Source organism: Polaromonas sp., from assembly GCF_039930745.1.
Classification (GTDB): domain Bacteria; phylum Pseudomonadota; class Gammaproteobacteria; order Burkholderiales; family Burkholderiaceae_C; genus Polaromonas.
This window is the reverse complement of the sequence record NZ_JBDTTH010000080.1, coordinates 1-20,145: the sequence shown is the minus strand read 5'-3', so window position 1 is coordinate 20,145 and position 20,145 is coordinate 1. Positions and strand designations below refer to the sequence as shown.

The 20,145-nt window shown below is 62.2% G+C and carries 18 protein-coding genes, 1 tRNA gene and 2 pseudogenes; 9 read left to right on the top strand and 12 right to left on the bottom strand.

Annotation, left to right across the window (positions count from 1 at the left end; all coding sequences use genetic code 11):
* Positions 1–272: 272 nt before the first annotated feature.
* Complete coding sequence (locus tag ABI660_RS18695; RefSeq protein ID WP_348070893.1) at positions 273–566, bottom strand: addiction module antidote protein; 294 nt, start codon at positions 564–566, stop codon at positions 273–275.
* 1 nt (position 567) lies between these two features.
* Positions 568–862 (bottom strand): annotated as a pseudogene (locus tag ABI660_RS18690) (type II toxin-antitoxin system RelE/ParE family toxin).
* Positions 863–952: 90 nt separating this feature from the next.
* On the opposite strand from ABI660_RS18690, the gene ABI660_RS18685 reads away from it, so the two are divergent.
* A complete protein-coding gene (locus tag ABI660_RS18685) occupies positions 953–1,234 on the top strand; it encodes a BrnA antitoxin family protein (RefSeq protein WP_348070891.1) in 282 nt (93 codons plus the stop codon).
* 309 nt (positions 1,235–1,543) lie between these two features.
* Here ABI660_RS18685 and ABI660_RS18680 read toward each other — a convergent pair whose 3' ends face one another.
* Complete coding sequence (locus tag ABI660_RS18680; RefSeq protein ID WP_348070889.1) at positions 1,544–2,485, bottom strand: hypothetical protein; 942 nt, start codon at positions 2,483–2,485, stop codon at positions 1,544–1,546.
* Between the two features lie 174 nt (positions 2,486–2,659).
* Positions 2,660–2,735, bottom strand: a tRNA-Thr gene (locus tag ABI660_RS18675).
* Between the two features lie 470 nt (positions 2,736–3,205).
* Between ABI660_RS18675 and ABI660_RS18670 the strand changes: the two genes are divergently transcribed.
* From ABI660_RS18670 to ABI660_RS18640, 7 genes are all read left to right on the top strand, one after another.
* A complete protein-coding gene (locus ABI660_RS18670) occupies positions 3,206–4,762 on the top strand; it encodes an ABC transporter substrate-binding protein (RefSeq protein ID WP_348070895.1) in 1,557 nt (518 codons plus the stop codon).
* 174 nt (positions 4,763–4,936) lie between these two features.
* Entirely contained in the window at positions 4,937–5,914 is a 978-nt protein-coding gene (locus ABI660_RS18665; RefSeq protein WP_348070887.1) for an ABC transporter permease, read from the top strand.
* On the top strand, positions 5,911–6,840 hold the full coding sequence (locus ABI660_RS18660) for an ABC transporter permease (RefSeq protein WP_348070885.1): 930 nt from the start codon (positions 5,911–5,913) through the stop codon (positions 6,838–6,840). The genes ABI660_RS18665 and ABI660_RS18660 overlap by 4 nt, the downstream gene beginning before the upstream one ends.
* Positions 6,841–6,854: 14 nt before the next feature.
* Positions 6,855–7,832, top strand: coding sequence for an ABC transporter ATP-binding protein (locus ABI660_RS18655; protein WP_348070883.1), 978 nt, complete (start codon positions 6,855–6,857; stop codon positions 7,830–7,832).
* Between the two features lie 29 nt (positions 7,833–7,861).
* Positions 7,862–8,923 carry an oligopeptide/dipeptide ABC transporter ATP-binding protein gene (locus ABI660_RS18650; protein ID WP_348070881.1) on the top strand — a complete coding sequence of 354 codons (1,062 nt, stop codon included), beginning with the start codon at positions 7,862–7,864 and terminating at the stop codon, positions 8,921–8,923.
* Positions 8,920–9,810, top strand: a complete 891-nt coding sequence (locus tag ABI660_RS18645; RefSeq protein WP_348070879.1) for an N-formylglutamate amidohydrolase — start codon at positions 8,920–8,922, stop codon at positions 9,808–9,810. Before ABI660_RS18650 ends, ABI660_RS18645 begins: the two co-directional genes overlap by 4 nt.
* Before the next feature lie 16 nt (positions 9,811–9,826).
* Positions 9,827–11,038 (top strand): M20 aminoacylase family protein, encoded by a 1,212-nt coding sequence (locus tag ABI660_RS18640; protein ID WP_348070877.1) that lies wholly within the window; start codon positions 9,827–9,829, stop codon positions 11,036–11,038.
* A gap of 97 nt (positions 11,039–11,135) precedes the next feature.
* Here ABI660_RS18640 and ABI660_RS18635 read toward each other — a convergent pair whose 3' ends face one another.
* On the bottom strand, positions 11,136–11,732 hold the full coding sequence (locus ABI660_RS18635; RefSeq protein ID WP_348070875.1) for a TetR/AcrR family transcriptional regulator: 597 nt from the start codon (positions 11,730–11,732) through the stop codon (positions 11,136–11,138).
* 50 nt (positions 11,733–11,782) lie between these two features.
* Here ABI660_RS18635 and ABI660_RS18630 point away from each other — a divergent pair, with 50 nt between their 5' ends.
* On the top strand, positions 11,783–13,036 hold the full coding sequence (locus ABI660_RS18630) for a nucleotide disphospho-sugar-binding domain-containing protein (protein ID WP_348070873.1): 1,254 nt from the start codon (positions 11,783–11,785) through the stop codon (positions 13,034–13,036).
* Positions 13,037–13,119: 83 nt separating this feature from the next.
* Here ABI660_RS18630 and ABI660_RS18625 read toward each other — a convergent pair whose 3' ends face one another.
* From ABI660_RS18625 to ABI660_RS18595, 7 genes and pseudogenes are all read right to left on the bottom strand, one after another.
* Positions 13,120–13,980 (bottom strand): DUF6544 family protein, encoded by an 861-nt coding sequence (locus tag ABI660_RS18625; RefSeq protein WP_348070871.1) that lies wholly within the window; start codon positions 13,978–13,980, stop codon positions 13,120–13,122.
* A gap of 32 nt (positions 13,981–14,012) precedes the next feature.
* Positions 14,013–15,149 (bottom strand): Tat pathway signal protein, encoded by a 1,137-nt coding sequence (locus ABI660_RS18620; protein WP_348070869.1) that lies wholly within the window; start codon positions 15,147–15,149, stop codon positions 14,013–14,015.
* A 15-nt stretch (positions 15,150–15,164) separates the two neighbouring features.
* Positions 15,165–15,365: pseudogene (locus ABI660_RS18615) on the bottom strand (transporter associated domain-containing protein); the annotation flags it as partial.
* A 114-nt stretch (positions 15,366–15,479) separates the two neighbouring features.
* Positions 15,480–16,727 (bottom strand): HipA domain-containing protein, encoded by a 1,248-nt coding sequence (locus tag ABI660_RS18610; protein WP_348070867.1) that lies wholly within the window; start codon positions 16,725–16,727, stop codon positions 15,480–15,482.
* Positions 16,728–16,738: 11 nt separating this feature from the next.
* Entirely contained in the window at positions 16,739–17,068 is a 330-nt protein-coding gene (locus ABI660_RS18605; RefSeq protein ID WP_348070865.1) for a helix-turn-helix domain-containing protein, read from the bottom strand.
* 330 nt (positions 17,069–17,398) lie between these two features.
* Complete coding sequence (locus tag ABI660_RS18600) at positions 17,399–18,424, bottom strand: class 1 fructose-bisphosphatase (RefSeq protein WP_348070863.1); 1,026 nt, start codon at positions 18,422–18,424, stop codon at positions 17,399–17,401.
* A gap of 152 nt (positions 18,425–18,576) precedes the next feature.
* On the bottom strand, positions 18,577–20,145 hold a 1,569-nt coding region (locus ABI660_RS18595), incomplete at its 5' end, for a DUF3458 domain-containing protein (RefSeq protein ID WP_348070861.1).

Here is a 20,145-nt window from a genome sequence, read left to right as displayed (position 1 = left end):
TCATGGCTCAATCCTCTCAGAGATTTGAGCCTCCTCAAAATACGGGGCGATTCATTTCGCTTTGGGTGGCGTTCGTGGGGTCCGCCAGTACGAGGCAGATACATCGTCCACGACAACGCGGCGATTCGTCGGGCGCGGTGATGCCCGAGGTTGCAACTTGCGCCTGTGGCGGGTGATTTGCTACTTTGTTGATAGCTGCTTGCGCCCGCGCTGATTGGGCTGGAGCACGATTTTCATATAAATTCGGTTTGAACTGATCTGGCGAGGACGGTTTATGCGGTAGCCGAAACTTTGGCGGTCAGCTCGATGCCCAGCGCCTTCATGACTGCCAAAGTCGTTTTCAGGGTGGGGTTACCGTTCTCACTGAACGAGCGGTAAAGCTGTTCGCGGGAAAGCCCGGTTTCCCCAGCAATTTGCGCCATGCCTTTGGCACGTGCAACAACCCCCAGTGCATGCGCGATATAGCCTGCGTCGTTCGTCTGGAACGCTTCCGCCATGAAGCTCGCAATCGCTTCGTCAGAAGTCAGGTCTTCGGCGGGATCGTAGGTAGTCAGTTTTTCAGCCATTTCATTCACTCCATTCTTCAGCCAGGCGTTTTGCAGTCTTGATGTCCTTCGCTTGCGTGCTTTTATCGCCGCCGCACAGCAGGACAATGATCGCGTTTCCCCTTTTTCGAAAGTAGATGCGGTACAGGGCCATGGTGGATACGCAGTTCGCTGATTCCCTGGCCCACCGGTTCCGCATCGCCCGCAAGTCCAAAGGCGAGACGGTCCAGGCGGGACGCGATCAAGGCACGCGCCCGTTCGTCCTTGAGCTGTGTCCGCCACTTCCGGAATGTCTCGGTTTGTTTTAACTCGATCATCAGGTTAGAGTGTAGTTTTTAGACTACTGAATGCCAATCATTCCCGCATCATCTACTTGAGAAAAGCCAGTACTCACGAAGTGAAACCTTATGCCAAAACTTAAAACCGGAACCATCCTCCCCACCTCTGCCGAGGACGCCGCCATCACTGCCGCTGCCTTGGCAGACCCCGACGCCGTTCCTTTCACCGATGCCGAATGGGTGCAAGTCAAACCACTGGTGCGTCGTGACCGTCCGCTGGGCAGTGGCAGCAAGACGCAGGTCACCCTGCGTCTTGACGTGGAGGTGGTGGAGAAATTCAAGGCATCGGGCGATGGCTGGCAAACGCGTATCAACGACGTTTTGAAAAGTTGGGTGCGGACGCAGGCGTGAATGCGCCGAGCCGCAGCGCGTCCGGCGGCAAGCACCCGCACTTCATCGAACCAAGCAAGACCGGCAGAGGCAAGCGTACAGACGCGGCTACTTTGATGCTGCTCATTGGGGCGACCTGGCAGACTACGCGGTATGCAAGAGTGCCAGTGGCACGCGGCTTGCATCACCCTTGTCCGCACAGTATGGCCATGAACAGCGGCGAGATTGACACCTTCACGGCGCGGTTGCCGTGGTTCGAGGGAATGCTCGGCGGACCTGTTCAGACCTTCCCCAGGTCGGGAGAAAGGCGCGCCGCAGCGCAGACGTAGGTTATGTCGGCGATGGCTCTGGTGATGCTGCATCCTCATCAAGGTCGTTCCATCCGCAAGACTGACACAGCGAGACGTATGAGGGATCGCGAGGGATTTCGGGATCAAAAATTGCTGCAATGCGATACGAGCCACAGGTTGGACAAGTCGCTGGCGGTTCTGCCTCGTTTCTCACGACGACCCGAGTAGTCATAGTTAGTAAGTGTGATGTCGCATCCAGTCCAAGCTGAGCATCTTGAAGTCCGGCGCTCGATGTGTGCGTGAGCCAGTTCAGAAGCTGCCACGTCTCCTGGGCGGTCGTCCTGAGGTAGCTTCGAACACGTTCGTTTCGAGACCCAGGGGCGTGATGACGTGCGATGTGATCGAACCAATCAGGAACATTGGATGCTTGGGGGCGCGCTTGGCCCTCAGGTGTACCTATGGGTTTTTGAAGCGACTTTACGAGCGCGACAAGAGTCTCGCGACAACGCATTCCCACTGCCTGAAAATCTTCGGCCTCGGTCGCACCGTCGAGCGCTTCCATCGCAGTTTCCCACCTGCGCCACGCTGCTCGCAAGCGCTGCGCTTCACGAGATGGTGCACGTTTTGAACTGCGTGATGCTACGCGGGCCATGAGGCCAACATGAAGAGAAAATGTGTAGTCCAGCGAAGGGAAAAGCTCCTGTGAGTACAGGTTTGTGGGACCGGTTATGACCCACCATCGTCTTGGCTCATTTGTGTGCACGTCCCAGGCCACGTGCTCTGTACCGAACACTGTCTCGGACTTCACCCGTTCGAGATAGGTAACTTCAACCGCGCTGTCCTTCGATTTGTTCGATTGCCACTCTACGTATTCGACGATGTCATCCCGTTCGTGGTCAGCTTCTTGAAATGCGACGTGTTTCATCGCATCAATCGATGGCGTTTCAGGAATGGTGCATGGCGATTTGGGCTTCTTTGGCATGCGCGACCTTTCGAATGACCTTCAGGCTCTAGCAGATCGCTGACATGGTAGTTGATGCTGAGTCCGCATCAGACCTATTCACAGACGCCGCTCTGACGCCGTGACATACAAAAGAAAAAGGCCATCACAAGGATGGCCTTTCCAAATCTAACTCCTTGATTTCTAAGGAAGTTGTGGTGCCGGAGAGATGAATCGAACACCCGACCTTCTCATTACGAATGAGCTGCTCTACCGACTGAGCTACACCGGCTTATCCTTTAAATACAGCCTGCGATTATAGCCGGGCAGAATTTACTGGGCGTGATCGCGGGTGAGTCGCCCAGCAAACTGGCGCGGCAAATCTGGCAGCGAGTCAACATGCATACAGCATGTGTATTGCACAGGCCCCTTGGCGGCATGTACCTGGACTTCTGGCTTCCAGCATGGCGCCCTTCATGCCCAGAATTTAGAAGCTCATGCATGCCGTCACCTGGCCGGCATCATGCACCCCTTTGATTGCCCGAAGTCCTGCGCAAGGCCTGAGCATTCATCAGCGGGTTATTCCCGGTTATCACCACGGGCGCTGTTGGCTATGCTGTTACACCACTCAGATGAGGCGGGCTTGTTTCTTGCTAATCTAGCTCACGCAGCCAACCTTTCCTTAATCCATTCAGAAATCCTTCAGGAGAATTTCAAATGCCAGTCAACATCGCTGACCGACCGACCCTGCGCCGCGGAGTGATGACCGCCGCGATGGCCGCCATCACCGCATTGTCGACCGGGGCCTATGCGCGCGACCTCGTTGTGGCGCTCAAGACCGAGCCTACCTCGATGGACCCGCAATACCACGCGCTCACGCCCAATATCCAGCTGTCGCAAACGCTGTTCGATGGCCTGGTGTGTGCCGATGCTGACCTGGCCATCAAGCCCTGCCTGGCAGAGTCGTGGACGGCGAGTGGCAAGAGCTGGACATTCAAACTGCGGCCGAACGTGAAGTTCTCGGATGGTTCGCCGCTCACCGCCGCCGACGTGGTGTTCACGCTCGACCGCGTGGCCAAGGTGCCCAACAGCCCTTCGTCATTCAAGGTGTACCTGCAAAAGGTCGAGAAGGTGGAGGCGCTTGATCCGCTCACGGTGCGCATCACCACGTCCGAGCCTTACCCGCTGCTGGCGATCAACATGGTGGGTCTGCCCATCATGTCGGCCAAGGCGGCGTCCGGCTCCGCGGCTGAAGGCAAGACCACCACCGAGCTCAATTCCGGCAGCGGTCTGGTGGGCGCAGGCCCCTACCGTTTTGTCTCCTGGAAGCGCGGCAGCGAAATTATCTTCGAGCGCAACCCGCACTACTGGGGTCCGGCCCCCGCGTGGGACAAGGTTATTTATCGCCCCATCAGCAACCCCGCCGCGCGCGTGGCGGCCCTGCTGGCCGGCGACGTGGACCTGGTCGAAGACCCGCCCACCGACGACCTCGAGCGCCTGCAAAAAGACCCCAAACTGACGGTGGAAACCAAGGCGTCCAACCGCGTGATCTACGTGGCGCTCGACCAGAATGGTGAAAAGACGCCGGGCATCGAGGGCACCAACGGCAAGAACCCGCTGCTCGACAAGCGCGTGCGTGAAGCCCTGTCACTGGCCATTGACCGGCAGGCCCTGGTGGCCCGCATCATGGGCGGCGTGGGCACGCCGGCCGCCCAGCTCTTGCCTTACCCGATGTTTGGCGCCAGCAAGAACCTGGTGACGCCGGCCAAGGTCAACACCGACAAGGCCAAGGCGCTGCTGAAAGAAGCCGGTTATCCTGATGGCTTCACCATGGTGCTGGGCTCGCCGAACGGCCGCTACATCAACGACAGCAAGGTCGCGCAGACGCTGGCCGCCATGTGGACGCGCGCGGGTGTCAAGACCAGCATCGATTCCAACGCCCCCGCCGTGTTCTTCAAGAACCGCGACAGCTATGCCTACAGCGCCTACATGGCGGGTTGGGGCACGGCCACCGGTGAAATGTCCAACACGCTCAACTCCCTGCTGGTGACCCCCAACAAGGAAAAAGGGCAGGGCACCACCAACCGCAGCCGCTACTCCAACCCTGAAATGGACAAGCTGGTCGCCGAGTCGGCCAACCAGATGGACGACGGCCAGCGCGCAGCTACGCTGGCGAAGGCCAGTGAGGTCGCCATGGCCGACTTCGCCATGCTACCCATCCACTTCGAGCATTCGGTGTGGGCCATGAAGAAGGGCATCAGCTTCAAGGGCCGTGCTGACCAGCAGACCATGGTGCAGTACGCCACCGTAGCCAAGTAATTCCATTTCTAAATCATCCGTGCACTTTGTCGGCTTCGCTAGCCGTACTCATGGCCCACAGTCTGTACTGTCGTCGCTTCGCCTTCGCGTTCACGAATGATGTAGAAAAGGAATAAATCCCCGGCGACCCCACAACCCTCCAGCCCGCCGCCCCGGCGGCGGGCCATTCAATTCATGCTTGCTTTCATCATTCGCCGCCTGCTTCAGGCCCTGCTGGTCATGGCCGTGATGTCTGGCCTGGTTTTCGTCGGTCTTTATGTGGTCGGCGACCCGGTCTCCATGATGGCCAGCCCCGAGGCCACCGAACTGGAGCGCGACGCCATCCGTGCCAACTTCGGGCTCGACAAACCCTTGCTGGAGCAATACGCCATCTTCATGTCGCACGCCGTGCGGTTTGACTTTGGCAAGAGCTTCCTCACGGGGCAGTCGGCCATGGGCCTGATCCTGGAGCGCATGCCGGCCACGCTGGAGCTGGCGGTGGTGTCCATGCTGCTGGCCGGCCTGGTGGGTGTGCCGCTGGGCATCTGGGCCGGCTTGCGGCCTGATGCACTGAGCACGCGAGGCATCATGACCGGCTCGGTGCTTGGTTTTTCGCTGCCCAACTTCTGGGTGGGCCTGATGCTGATCATGGTGTTTGCCGTGTACCTGGGGTGGGTGCCGGCCAGTGGCCGCGGCAAGACGGTCATGCTGGGCCCACTCGACCTGAGCGTGCTGACGCTTGATGGATGGAGCCGGCTCATCTTGCCGGCCTGCACCATCGCCATGGCCAAGGCGGCGCTGATCATCCGCGTCACCCGGGCCGCCACGCGCGAGGCGCTGCCCATGGACTACATCAAGTTTGCCCGCGCCAAAGGCCTGAGCTGGAGCCGCATCCTGCGCGTGCACCTGCTCAAGAACATCATGATTCCCATCGTCACCGTGTTCGGTCTGGAGTTTGGCCAGGTGGTGGCGTTTGCAGTGGTGACTGAAACCATTTTTGCCTGGCCGGGCATGGGCAAGCTGCTGCTCGATTCCATCATCACGCTGGACCGTCCGGTGGTGGTGGCCTACCTGATCCTCATCGTCTTCTTCCTGGTCATGCTCAACCTGCTGACCGATATCCTTTATTCGGTGCTCGACCCGCGCGTGCGCCTGCAGGCAGCCAAGGCATGAATACCCTGACAGACTCCGCGGTGGTGGCTGACCCCACACCGCTGCCGCCCCCTGAAACGCCGTGGCAACGCCTGCGCCGCGAGTTCTTCGCCGACAAGCTCGCGGTCATGGGCCTGGTGCTCTTGCTGCTGGCCGTCGGGGTGGCCGTGTTTGCTCCGTGGATATCGCCGCAGAACCCGTACGACATCGGCAAGCTCGACATCTTTGATTCCAAGCTGCCGCCCGGCAGCAAGGACGCCGCCGGCACCATGACCTACTGGCTGGGCACCGACAGCCAGGCGCGCGACCTGCTCTCGGCCATTTTTTACGGCCTGCGCACTAGTCTGATGGTGGGCGGCATCTCGGTGGCTGCAGCGCTGGTCATCGGCAGCATCGTGGGGCTGGCGGCCGCGTATTTTGGCGGCTGGGTCGATGCCCTGCTGATGCGCATTGTCGACATCCAGCTCTCTTTCCCGTCCATCCTGGTGGCGCTGATCTTGCTGGCCATCCTGGGCAAGGGGGTGGACAAGGTCATCCTCGCGCTGGTCATCGTGCAGTGGGCCTACTTTGCGCGCGCTGCGCGCGGCGCGGCACTGGTGGAGCGCGCCAAGGAGTACGTGGAGGCCGCGCAATGCATGGCGCTGGGCTCTACGCGCATCCTGCTGCGCCACATGCTGCCCAACTGCCTGCCGCCGCTGATCGTGATCGCCACCATCGACCTGGCCCACGCCATTGCGCTGGAATCCACGCTGTCGTTTCTGGGCGTGGGCGTGCCGGTGACCGAGCCCTCGCTGGGCATGCTGATTGCCAATGGCTTTGAGTTCATGCTCAGCGGCCACTACTGGATTTCGTTCTTCCCCGGCATCGCACTGGCCCTGGCCATTGTTGGCATCAATCTGGTGGGCGACCACCTGCGCGACATCCTCAACCCGCATAACGCACATTGAGCGCGCAGCTAACCATGGACGACTCACGCAACACACCGGTCTTGCAGATCAGTGGCCTGCAAACCCATTTCTTCACGCACGGCGGCGTGGTCAAGGCCGTGGACGGCGTTGATCTGCAGGTCAACGCCGGTGAAATCCTCGGGCTGGTCGGCGAGTCCGGCTCGGGTAAAAGCATCACCGGTTTTTCCATCATTGGCCTGATTGACCCGCCGGGGCGCATCGCGGGCGGGAGCATCCGCTACCTCGGGGAAGAGCTGGTGGGCGCCTCCGAGAAGCGGCTGCAGCAGCTGCGCGGTAAGGAGATCGCCATGATCTTCCAGGACCCGATGATGACGCTCAACCCAGTGTTGCGGGTGGACACGCAGATGGTCGAGGCCATTCACGCGCACGAAAAAGTCAGCCCTGCCGCCGCCCGCGCGCGCGCTCAGGATGCCCTGGCCATGGTGGGCATTCCGTCGCCCGCCGAACGCCTGTTGTCCTACCCGCACCAGCTGTCGGGTGGCATGCGCCAGCGCGTGGCCATTGCGATTGCGCTGCTGAACCAGCCCAAGCTCATCATTGCCGATGAGCCCACCACCGCGCTCGACGTCACCATCCAGGCGCAGATTCTGTACGAGGTGCAAAAGCTCTGCCGCGAAACCGGCACCGCCATGATCTGGATCACCCACGATCTGGCCGTGGTGTCCGGCCTGGCCGACCGCATCGCCGTCATGTACGCCGGCCGCATTGTAGAGAGCGGCGCCACCGCAGACGTGGTGCACCAGCCCTCGCACCCTTACACGCAGGGGCTGATCAACTCCATCCCCACACGCGCGACGCATGGCAGCCTGCTGCGGCAGATTCCGGGAATGACGCCCTCGCTGCTGCATTTGCCGCAGGGCTGTGCCTTCAGGCCGCGCTGCAGCTACGCAACCGACCAGTGCCTGACCGTGCCGCAGCCCAGCGAGGCCGCGCACCACAAAGCTGTGCGCTGCTGGCACGCACTCGCTTGAACGTTTTCAACGCCGCCTGAATGACCCGTATGGACGCCTCCGTAAACCCCACTTCTTCAGCCAGCGCGCCGCTGTTGCCACTGCTGCAACTGCGCGGCATCAGCAAACGTTTTGTCCAGCCGGTTGATCTGGCGGGCAAGATCGCCAACCTGCTCGGCGCCCGCAATACCCCCGCCGTGGTGCAGGCCGTGTCAGAGGTGGACCTGGACATCCACGCCGGCGAAGTGATTGGTGTGGTGGGCGAGTCGGGCTGCGGCAAGTCAACGCTGGGCCGCGTGGTGGCGGGCATCAACCCGCCTACGGCCGGTGAGGTGAGCTACAAAGGTAAGAAGCTGGCCGACATGAGCGCCACCGAGCGCCGCGCCTACGGTCTGGGCGTGCAGATGATTTTCCAGAACCCCATGGCCTCGCTCAATCCGCGCATGCGGGTGCTCGACATCATTGGCGAGGCGCCTGTGGTGCACGGCCTGGTGCCTGCGTCCGGCATGGCCGACTACGTGGCCGGCCTGATGCGGCAGGTGGGGTTGGACCCCGACTATGGCCAACGCTACCCGCACCAGTTCTCGGGCGGCCAGCGCCAGCGCATCGGCATTGCGCGCGCGCTGGCGCTCAAGCCGCAGCTCATCGTGTGCGACGAAGCCGTGGCCGCGCTGGACGTGTCCATCCAGGCCCAGGTGCTCAACCTGTTTCTGGAGTTGCGCCGCAGTTTTGAGCTGACCTATTTGTTCATCAGCCACAACCTGGGCGTGGTGGGCCATGTGTCGGACCGCGTGGTCATCATGTATCTGGGGCGTGTGGTCGAGGTGGCGCCCACCGAAGTGATCTTCAGCCGGCCCAATCATCCCTACACGCAAGCCCTGCTGTCGGAGTTGCCCACGCTGGACACCCAGCGGCGCGACTACCAGCCCATCAAGGGCGAGTTGCCCTCACCGCTGCGGCCGCCCACGGGCTGCGCCTTTCACCCGCGCTGTCCGCACGCCATGCCGCGCTGCCAGATCGAACTGCCCCCGCTGCGCACCCTGGCCACCGGCCACCTCAGTGCCTGCCATCTCAACGACGCGGCGCCGGCCGCGCCCAGCCTGACCTCATGACCCATCCTGTTCTATCCAGCGTATCCACCCCTTTTGACCCCTACACCCTGCGCCTGCCCGAGGCCGGCGCCGTGCCGCTGATCTGCGATTCACCGCACAGCGGCACGCTGTACCCCGACGACTTCGGCTACGCCCTGCCGTTTGAAATATTGCGCAAGGGTGAAGACACCGACGTGCACGTGTTGTGGGAGGCGCTGCCGTCCGTCGGCGCCACGCTGCTGGCCGCCAACTTTCCGCGCGCCTATGTGGACCCCAACCGCGACGTCGAAGACCTGGACGCAAGCCTGCTCGACGCGCCCTGGCCCACCCCGCTGGCCCCCAGCGAAAAAACCCGCCTGGGCATCGGCTTGATCTGGCGCGACGCCAGCAAGGGCGGGCAAGACCCCATCTACAAGCGCAAGCTCAGCGTGGCCGAGGTGCAAAACCGCATCAGCCGCTACCACGCGCCGTACCACGCGGCCATGCAGGCCCAGATCGAAGCGGCCTACGCGTGTTTTGGCGCTGTCTGGCACCTCAACCTGCATTCCATGCCCGCAAATTCATACGAGAGCCTGCAGATCAAGAGTGACCACCCGCTGGCCGATGTGGTGCTGGGCGACCGCGACGGCACCACCGCCGCGCCCGAATTCACCGCCATGGTGGCCCATGCGTTTCGCCAGCGCGGTTTCAGCGTCGCCATCAACGACCCGTTCAAGGGCGTAGCGCTGATCGCCCGGCTGGGCCGGCCGGCCGAGCGCCGCCACAGCCTGCAGATCGAACTGCATCGCGGCCTTTACATGGACGAGAAGACCCGAGCCCGTAGCGTGGACTTTGTCACCCTGCAAAGCGCACTGGCCGGCATTTCTGCTGAAATTGCGGCTTACGTCCAAGCCCAAACTTCTTCCTGAACCAGAGAACCCCGCCATGAGCCTGATTGCTGAAATCGAAGCCACGCACGACGAATTCACCGCGCTGCGCCGCGACATCCATGCCCACCCCGAGCTGGCCTTTCAGGAAAACCGCACGTCCGACGTCGTGGCCGAGCGGCTCGCTTCGTGGGGCATTGAGGTGCACCGCGGTCTGGGCCAGACCGGTGTGGTGGGCGTGCTGAAGGGCAGCCAGACCAAAGCCGGCAGCAAGCCGCGATCCATCGGCCTGCGCGCCGACATGGACGCGCTGCCCATGCCCGAGCACAACCGTTTTGCCCATGCCTCCAAAAATCCTGGCCGCATGCACGGCTGCGGCCACGACGGCCATACCGCCATGCTGCTGGGCGCCGCCAAGTACCTGGCCGCGCACCGTGACTTTGACGGCATCGTCAACTTCATCTTCCAGCCGGCGGAGGAGGGTGGTAACGCCGGCGCCAAGGCCATGATGGCCGATGGCCTGTTTGACAAGTTTCCTTGCGACGAGATTTACGGCATCCACAACATGCCGGGCTTTGACGTCGGCCACTTCGGTTTTCGCAAGGGGCCCACCATGGCGTCGAGCAATCGTTTTGACATTTTTGTGCGCGGTACCGGTGGCCACGCCGCGCAGCCGCACAAGTCGGTGGACACCATCGTCATCGCGGCCGAAATGGTGGGCGTGCTGCAGACGCTGATCTCGCGCCACAAGAACCCTATCGATATTGCCGTGCTCAGCATCACGCAGATTCATGCCGGCGACGCCTACAACGTGTTGCCCGGCGAGACCGTGATCCGCGGCACCGTGCGCACTTTCAGCACCCAGGTGCTGGATGAAATCGAGTCCAACATGCGCCGCGTGGCCGAGATGCTGCCCCAGGTGCATGGTGGCACCGGCGAGCTCAAGTTCCACCGCGCCTACCCGCCACTCGTCAACTGGGACGAGCAGACCGACTTTGCCATGAAGGTGGCGCAAGACGCGTTTGGCGCTGACCATGTTGACGGCAACACGCCCCAGCACGGCGGCGCTGAAGACTTCTCTTTTTATCTGGAGAAAGTGCCCGGCTGCTACCTTTTCATGGGCAATGGCGAAGGCGCGCACCGCGACGAGAAGTACATCGGCATGGGCCCCTGCGAGCTGCACAACCCCAACTACGACTTCAACGACGCACTGCTGCCGATTGGATCGAGTTATTGGGTGAAGCTGGCGGGCGCGTTTTTTGCGCGATAGGGTATAGCTGAAGTTTGGCGGCCCTTTGGGCCTTGGTTATCGGGTAGGCACCTGCAGAGCGAGCGTACCATCCCCGATAAACAGCGTTCCGGGAGGATCAAGAGCTGCCACCGCCCGGATTGGGCTTTGCGCTTTTTGTGACCGCACGAGCCAAGGTTTCCGCGTCGAACCCGGGCAGCATCCCATCCAGAACCAACATCGACAGACCATGCACGAGCGCCCAAGAGCGCAGCGCGGTGAGTCTGCTGTCGCTTATGACGCCTTTGCACGCCTCCATACCCTGATTAAAAACCCTGGTGGATTTCGCGATGGCGGCCACAAGATCCGGACTCCGACTCCGGTCCGCCACAGATGGCCCGAACATCAGCCGGAACATCCCCGGGTGGTCCACTGCAAAGCGAACGTAGGCCACACCCATTTCCGCGAATGGCTCGGGAGACTGGGCGGATGCCTTCTTCATGTCCTCTGCAAACGATTCAAAGCCTTGGGTTGCCAAAGCGGCCAGCATCGCGCTCCGGTCCTCAAAGTGACGATACGTCGCTGTGGGTGAGACGCCCGCTCGTCGCGCCACTTCGCGAACACTTATGGCTGCCTCGCCGCCTTCTTCGAGCAACGCATTCGCCGCAAGCAGCAAGGCGGCCTTCAGGTCGCCATGGTGGTAAGTGGACCGATTCGATGTTGACACAGTAAACATTCTTAGCTAGAGTTCCAAAAGTTTACGATGTAAACATAACTGAGTCCAATATGAATATTCAAATTTGCGCCGTCGGAAGTCATGGCGATGTTCTTCCCTTCATCGCCCTCGGTCGGGAGTTCCGTCGCCGGGGCCATGCACCTCGAGTATTTGCCAACGCCGCGTTTGAACATCTGGCGAAGGAGGCTGATCTTGAATTCACCGCCACGGGCTCCTCCTCTGACATGTCGGCGCACCTTGGCAACCCCGACAGCACGGATCCTATGAGAGGGATGGCGTTGCTGGCCAAAGCCATGATGCGTAGTGTCGAGCAAAGTTATCCGTTGCTTTGTCGCGAATTCGATCCTGGCAACACGGTTGTCGTGGCGTCCTCACTCGCATGGTCTGCGCGACTTTTGAGCGAAACGCATCAAGCGCCCTGCACTGTCGTCCATCTGGCGCCTTCCTGGTTTCGCTCTGAACATGTCGCGCCGAGTATCGGCCCATTGGGACACCTCGCGAGGGCTCCACGCTTCGTGAAGCGCTGGGCTTTCAAAGCTATGGACAGGCGATTTCTCGATCCGCTCTTCACGATTCCATTTAACCGCGTCCGTGTCGGCTTGGGCCTTGCTCCCGTAGAGCACACGTTCGACGCCTGGCTTCATCAAACCGATCTCGTTCTGGGCCTGTTCCCGGATTGGTTCGCGCCTCGACAGCCCGATTGGCCGAAGCAGCTTGAGCTTCACGGGTTTCCCTTGTACGACCATGGCCAAGAGGCGCCGCTGTCTAGCGAAGTGACTGCATTCATGGCCGCAGGGGCCGCGCCCATCCTGTTCACGGCCGGAACAGCGAATGCATCTTCACACGCATTCTTCTCAGCATCTGCAGAGGCCTGTCGGATCTCTGGTCACCGCGCCATCTTGCTGGCCCAAGACGTCCGGCAAGTCCCAGAAACAATGTCCGAAGAAGTCGCCCATTTCTCCTACATTCCCTTCCAAGCACTATTGCCTCAAGTCGCAGCAATCGTTCATCATGGTGGGATCGGGACGACCAGCCAGGCACTGCTCGCAGGAATTCCCCAATTGATCCGGCCGATGGGGTTCGATCAATTCGACAATGCATTGCGTGCTGTCAAACTCGGCGTGGCAAAACAACTGATGCCGCGGCGCTATGGACCCCAAAGCGCGGCGCGAGCGCTGATTGCACTGACCTCCGACGACCAGATTCGAGAGCGATGTGCTGTCGTTGCCCGTCAAACGGCGGCGAGCCGTGGGGTGCAAGGCTGTTGCGATGCGATTCTTCGGCTACGTCCGCGCATGGTTTGACGCTGAGCATCGCAATGCCAGTTTCAACTCATGGCCGAAAGCCGAAGGCGCACAACCGACCCCTTGCGACGCTTGACGGCATGTCATTCTCCTTGGGCGTTGAACTCGTAGACCAGTGACGTGAGGTCCCCCACGAAATAGGGCATTCCTCCTTTGCTGGCCGTGCCACGGGTTGGCACCATCATGCCGTGGTGCAGATGGTAGTCCGAGACGCTGCAGTCCCAGGGGAGCATGACCATGTCCTTGCCCACCCCGGAGCCACGCGCATCGGCATGCACTGACGCGATCAGCCCGGCCTCATCGAACCTGAACAGCAAGGTCAGGCCGATCGGGCCGTCCACCAGCGTGGCATGGGCCGAATGATCGTCCACGGCCTCCCAGCGCACGCCCGCGCTGGGCAGCAGGGCGGTCGGGTACCACGCCATCTCGGCGAAGTAGCGCATCAGTTCGCCGCGGGCAATCTCGCCGTCGCCCTGCACCTGCGCCACCGTGAACAGACCCAGCATCGCCGCATGGAGCCTGCCCACGCCGGCAATGTAGCTGTCGTGCACATGCGCGGCAATACCCGGCAGCATGGTCACCCGGCCGTTCCAGAGGAAGCCCGGGCGGTGGGTGACAGCGCGCTGCGTCGATGTGAAGGGCATCCACCGCTCACCGCCGCTGTCCGACATGTTGATCGTGCCGGCGAGCCCGAACGTCGCGGCGGCGATGAGCGGCTGCCCGTCCTTCAGCGCAGCGCGGAAGTAGCGTTGGACCGGCGCGGGCAGACCGGCGATTTCGCGTGCGTCATAGCGGCCCGCAGGCGCTGGCAGCCTGGCGGCTTCGAGCAGCGCCATTTGCACCTGTGTCGCGCTGGCCCATCGGGAACTGCCGAAAGCGGCCAGGCCCACGCCCGCGGCCACCAGCAGGCCCATGCCTGCTGCAGTCCATCCCATCCAGTTCATGGCATTCCTCCATGGGTTTGAACTTCGCGCATTCAGACCAGAACCGCCTGCACGGGCCGCCGCATCGACAGCGGCAAGGCGGGGCCGCGTCCAAAGCGCACCACCAGATCGGGCCGTTGGTGGCTTGCGAGGCCCAACCAGGCCGCGAACTGTGGCCGGACCGCGCCGACCTCGACCGGCTGGTTCAGGAACGCATTGCGGATGCCCAAAGCCGTGGCCTGCAGTGCGAAGCGTTCGTAGCAGCGGCCAGCCTCGATCCAATGTGCCTTGTCACTGCGCTCGGAGACAAACACCGCGATCCCGGCCGAATTGCGGATCTGCCGCGCGTATTTTTCGTTTTCGGATTCCGGTGTGAAGAACAGGCCCATCACCCGGGTGCCAAGCCACCGGGGCAGCGCAGGGTTGCCCGAAGCGCCCGTAAACAGGCCGTCGCCGGTGCGCTGCGCCTCGTCGGCGCTGAACCGGATCCATGCCTTGAGTTCCGAGACGAACGCTGCGTCGTTCATCTGCGACGTGTTGCCCGCGACAACGTGCTCCAGTACGCCTTCCACGGCTGGGCGCGCGGTCAGCAGCCGCAGGCTGACGCCGTCTCCCGTGCCCGCCTGCTCCAGCTGGCGCAGCTCAGCCGGTGAAATCGGCTGGCCATCGTAGTCACCGCGGGTGCATTGCCGCTCGGCGATGGCGTGAAACAACGGCGTGATCCGCGGCTGTGTCGCCTCCAGATTTACCGCAATCTTCCCGTCGCCATCGGGATCGAAGCGCGGTTCGGCATGGAGTCCTGCGGCAAGAGCCGCATGCACCATGTTTTCCGCCGCGCAACCCAGCGACACGAAAACATGATGGTCATCGGGATCGACGACAGGGCAGCGGCGCGTGAGATCCGGCGCCATGGTGATCGACCGCGGTGCGAGCTTGAAGCGCCAGCACTGCGTGTTGTGGCTCGAAGGGGCCAGAGTGGCCTGGCGCACCAGTTCGTGCATCCGGGCATTCGCGGTTTCAGACGAAGGCAACACCGGCGTCCTCAAGGCGCGCGCAGCTTGTTGTTCGGAGTCGCCCGACGAACACGCGGTCAACGCAGGCGCTGCACTGGCGCAAGCAGCCGCCAGAAGCAGTTGCCGCCTGGATGAGGGGGTGGGCGTGCTGATGAGAAGTGCGGTGGGGGGATGCATACGCCGACCGTACCATCACCAGGCAATCCAGTCAGTTTGCTTCCGCACGCACCGGGTGAGCGACGCGGCTGGCACGTCCATCACTTTAAACTTGTAGCCGGCCCAGGTGACGCTGTCGGTGCGGCGGGACACGCGGCGCAGCATGACCATCAGGAAGCCGGCCAGGGCTTCGTACGCTTCCTCGTGCGGCAGTTCGTCAATGGCCAGCGCCACGCGCGTGTACGAGGATTGCGGTTTCAGGGTCGCCGGGCGCAATGTGGTTTACCGCAAGCCGTTGGTGTTGCGTCGGCCGTAGCCCTCTTGTTGCCCTTTGCGGCCACCTGCGCTGCCTCAGACTGCTTCCGGCAGAAATGCAGGGCTGATGGCCTCGATGTCCGCACCTGAGACACCGTGCTTCTGGAACAGCGCGCGCCAGGTCGAGACCACCTGGCGCATGCGGTCCACCTCTGCCTGGGCCTGCTGCCGCGACAGGCCGAACACCTCGGGACGTGACAGCAGGTTGTAGAGACTCGCAGCGCGGCCGAACTCGCCGATTTCCAGGGCCAGGTCACGGCGCTCCAGCGAGATGAGGGGGACCGGGACGATGTCGTAGGCTGGCGAGAGGCGCCAACTGCCATCGTGCTGCAGCAGCGCGTGGTTGCGCGGGTGGTCGTCGGTGTTCGTGACCATGGCGTTGAACACCATGCGGCGGAACAGCTCCAGGCGGTCCTGGTCTGGCCGGCTGGACCAGCGCCGCAGTTCGTCGGCAAGCAGCAGGTACGACCAGCGATCACGGCCGGAGTATCCGTCCTCGGCATCAAGTACCGTGAGGCCCGAGACCAGCCCGAACCGCGCATAGGCGTTGGCATCGGGATTCCACTTGCGGTCGAAGCGCTCCAGCATCAGGGCTTCGCGATCGCCTACCTCCTCTACCCGGGTGCCGCACACATCCAGACCCGCGGCGCGCGCTAGTTCCAGTGTGGCGTATTCGATCCGCTGCATGTTCAGCTTGTCGCCCTTCTCCGGCAGTTTGGCCAGCCAGATCCTTTGGCCGTCTTCCACCGTGACCTTTGGCCGGGCACCGCCCATGCTGGTGCCGGGCTCCAGTTGCTCCAGCACCTCGTGCGGCAGCTTGCCTTCCTCCTCCAGTTTCTGGGCGGCCTGGACCAAAGCTTGCAGCTGGTGGATCCGGTTGAAGGGGCGTGACGCCTTCGCAAGCGTGGTGGTGGGAGCGAAGCGCAGGTTGCCGGCGGCGTCATCGGGGCCGTTGAGCAGGTAGTCGATCTCGGAGACGTTCGCCTCCGGCAAACTGAGCTTGGCCTGGATCACGCGCCGCCCCCACGCGTCGGGGCTGGCGTCGCGTAGCGCCCCCGGGATGCCTTTGAGCTTGGTGAACTCCTGGGGGCGCGCGGACAGCGGCAGGTGGAACTGATCGAGCGCGACCGCATTCTTGCGGTCCCGGTACGAGCGACCATACTGGAAAGTGCCCACATAGCTGTTGTGGCCGACTTCGCGCACGCGCAGGGAGCCGCAGATCACCCACTCGAAAATCCCAGGCAGCTGGATGAAGACGTAGCAGGACTGGTCAGCGGCCGGCATGCTGGCGCTCTTTAAAAGTCGTCACTCGGCGCAGGCGCCCGCGTGCGCTTGGGGAGGCGGGCGAGTTCAAGCGTTTTGCCGTGCTCGTCGGTGTCTGGATCAGCAATGCCGGAAGTTGTTTGGAGCAAACCAAGCGTCCAGAGCACGCTCAAGGCGTTGCCCAGCGATACCCCCTCATCGCCCTTTTCAAGGCGGCGCAGGGTCTTGTCGTTGACGCCCGCTTTGCTGGCCAAATCTTCCTGGCTCATACGGCGGCGCTGGCGTGCGACGCGGACGTTTGCTCCGAGCCGACGAACCCGTTCGGTGACGTCGCGGGGCAGTGGAGTTTTTATTTCGGACATATTTAGGCGCTTTAGTTCGTTAAAAAACCAAATATGGGTGAGTTTAGCATCCGCCGCGGTTCAAAATCAAAAAAACCGCTATTTATGCCCGACAAAACATATTGTTCGGGCATAAATGTCTTAATTAATACCGGGGTTGCTGGACGAGATCGAGTCCAACATGCGCCGAGTAGCCGAGATGCTGCCCCAGGTGCATGGCGGCAGCGGCGAGTTCAAAGCCCACCGCGCTTAACCGCCCCTCGTCAACTGGGACGACCAGACCGACTTTGCCATGAAGGTTAGGCACAACGGCGCGACGGCATGACGAGACGCCTGAAATACAGGCGGTAACTATGGCTTGGCGGGTTTTCCGTCGTGGTAGCGGGTGAGCCGCTCGACCTCGTTTTTCGAACCCAGAATCACACTCACGCGCTCGTGCAGCTTGGTAGGCTGGATGTCCAGGATGCGCTGATGCCCGTTGGTGGCGGCGCCGCCTGCCTGCTCGATCAGCCAGCTCATGGGGTTGGCTTCGTACATCAGGCGCAGCTTGCCGGCTTTCTCTGGCTCGCGCTTGTCCCAGGGGTACATGAAGATGCCGCCGCGGCACAAAATGCGGTGCACGTCGGCCACCATGGCTGCGATCCAGCGCATGTTGAAGTTCTTGCCACGCGGGCCGTCGGTGCCTTGCAGGCATTCGTCGATATAGCGTTTGACGGGTTCGTCCCAGTGCCGCATGTTGCTCATGTTGATGGCGAACTCCTGCGTGTCGGGCGGAATCTGCACGTTTTCCTCAATCAGCACAAACGAGCCCTGCTCGCGGTCCAGCGTGAACATGGCCACGCCGTCGCCTACCGTCAGCACCAACGTGGTCTGCGGGCCGTAGATGCAATACCCCGCCGCCACTTGTTTGCTGCCGGCTTGCAAGAAATCGGCTTCGTCAACGCCACGGTCGTCTTCAGGCATTTTCAGCACGCTGAAGATGGTGCCTATGCTGACGTTGATGTCGATGTTGCTGGAGCCGTCGAGGGGGTCGAACAGCAGCAGGTATTCGCCTTGCGGGTAGCGGTTGGGCACCGCATAGATGCTGTCCATTTCTTCAGACGCCATGCCGGCCAGATGGCCGCCCCATTCGTTGGCCTCGATCAGCACTTCGTTGGCGATGATGTCGAGTTTTTTCTGAACCTCGCCCTGCACGTTCTCGCTTCCGGCGCTGCCCAGGATGCTGTTCTCGCCCAGCGCGCCCTTGTTGACGGCCTGGCTGATGCTTTTGCAGGCGCGGGCCACCACTTCAAGCAGCAGGCGCAGCTGCGAGGGAATGTGGCCGTCAATCCGCTGCTGCTCAACGAGGTAACGGGTCAGGGAAATTTTTTGGGACATGGGTAACTCCAGTCGTCGAAATTAAAGGGGAGGCTCAGTCGCCATCACGCCGTACAAGCAGGGGCCGCGGAACCGGCTTAGCCGGGCCGCAGGCGCAGCGGCCCCCTCGGGGGGCAGCGCAGTACACGAAGTGACAAGCGTGGGGGCCATCTCTAGTCCGCTAATGCGCGTGTAACGACTTCATGGGTGTCCTTGCTCAGGTCAGTCCGGGCGGCAACGCGGGCGATGGCTTCGCGGGCGGCGCTGCGGTAGGGTTCGGCCAGCTTGCTCCAGCGGTCCAGTGCGCGGGCCAGGCGAGCAGCCACCTGCGGGTTCATGGCGTCGAGTTCAACCACGCGTTCACTCCAGAACACATAACCGCCCGCGTCCGCGCGGTGAAACCCGGCCGGGTTGCCCTGGCAGAAGGTGCTGACAACGCTGCGTGCGCGGTTCGGGTTGCGCAGGCTGAAGTCGGCGTGTTTCATGAGCTGTTTCACAGCCGGCAGGATGTTGCCGCCGCGGTCGGTCGCGCTGGTCTGCAGGCTGAACCATTTGTCGATGACCAACGCCTCGTCCTTGAACATGGCATGAAATCGCTGCAGCGCCTGCGCGGCCAGCGAATGGCCGCTGGACACCAGGGCGGCCAGCGCGTTGAAGCGGTCGGTCATGTTGCCGGCGTCCTTGAAACGCTGGTAGGTCTTGCCGGGCCAGACGGTATCTCCGCTGGCGACAGCCGCCAGGCACAACTGGGTCAGCGCCATGCCGGCCAGCGCGCGGCGGCCCGAGGACAGCGGGTCGGGCGTGTAGGCGCCGGTGTCGTGGTTGGCCTCAAAAGCGGCTTCCCAGTCGGCCTGCAGTTCGGTGGCAAGCTGCAGGCGCATGGCTTCGCGCACCGCATGAATGCGCTGCGGGTCCACCACATCGAGCTGTTCGGCAATGTAGGTTTCCGACGGCAGGGTCAATACCAGTTCTTTGAAAGCCGCGTCCAGCGCCGGATGGCGCAAAACGCTGCGCATTGCCCAGATATAAGCATCATTTAGCGGTTTAGCCCTTTCGGCATCAGCGCCACCAGCTATTGATTTAATAGCACTTCGCACGGCCAGTCGTTGCCCGGCTTCCCAGCGGTTGAAGGGGTCGCTGTCGTTTGCCAGCAGATGCAGGAGCTGGGCGTCGCTGTAGTCCATGTCCAGCACCACCGGCGCGCTGAAAGCCCGCAGGATGGAAGGAACGGGTTCGACATCAACATTGACAAAGCGCAGGGTTTCGCTGGCTTGCGTCAGCACAAAAGTGCGCGGCGCGGCCATGGGCGTGGCTTCACCTTCCAGCTGCAGGGGCAGGTCTTTGCCGCTGGTCCCCAAGAGGCCCAGGCCGACCGGTATGACAAAGGGCTGCTTGTCTGTCTGACCGGGCGTGGCTGCGCAGCTTTGCGCCAGCGTGAGGGTGTAGCTGCGCGCGGAAGCGTCGTACAGCCCTTCGGCATGCACGCGCGGTGTGCCGGCCTGGCTGTACCAGCGCTTGAACTGCGGCAGCAGGCGCGCCAGGTCGGAGGCCGGGTTGGCGTCCGCAATGGCCTGCGCAAAATCGTCGCAGGTCACGGCCTGGCCGTCGTGGCGCTCGAAATAAAGCTTCATGCCTTTGGCGAAACCATCACGGCCCACCAGGGTCTGCATCATGCGCACCACTTCCGCGCCTTTTTCGTAGATGGTGACGGTGTAGAAGTTGCTGATCTCGATGTAGCTGTC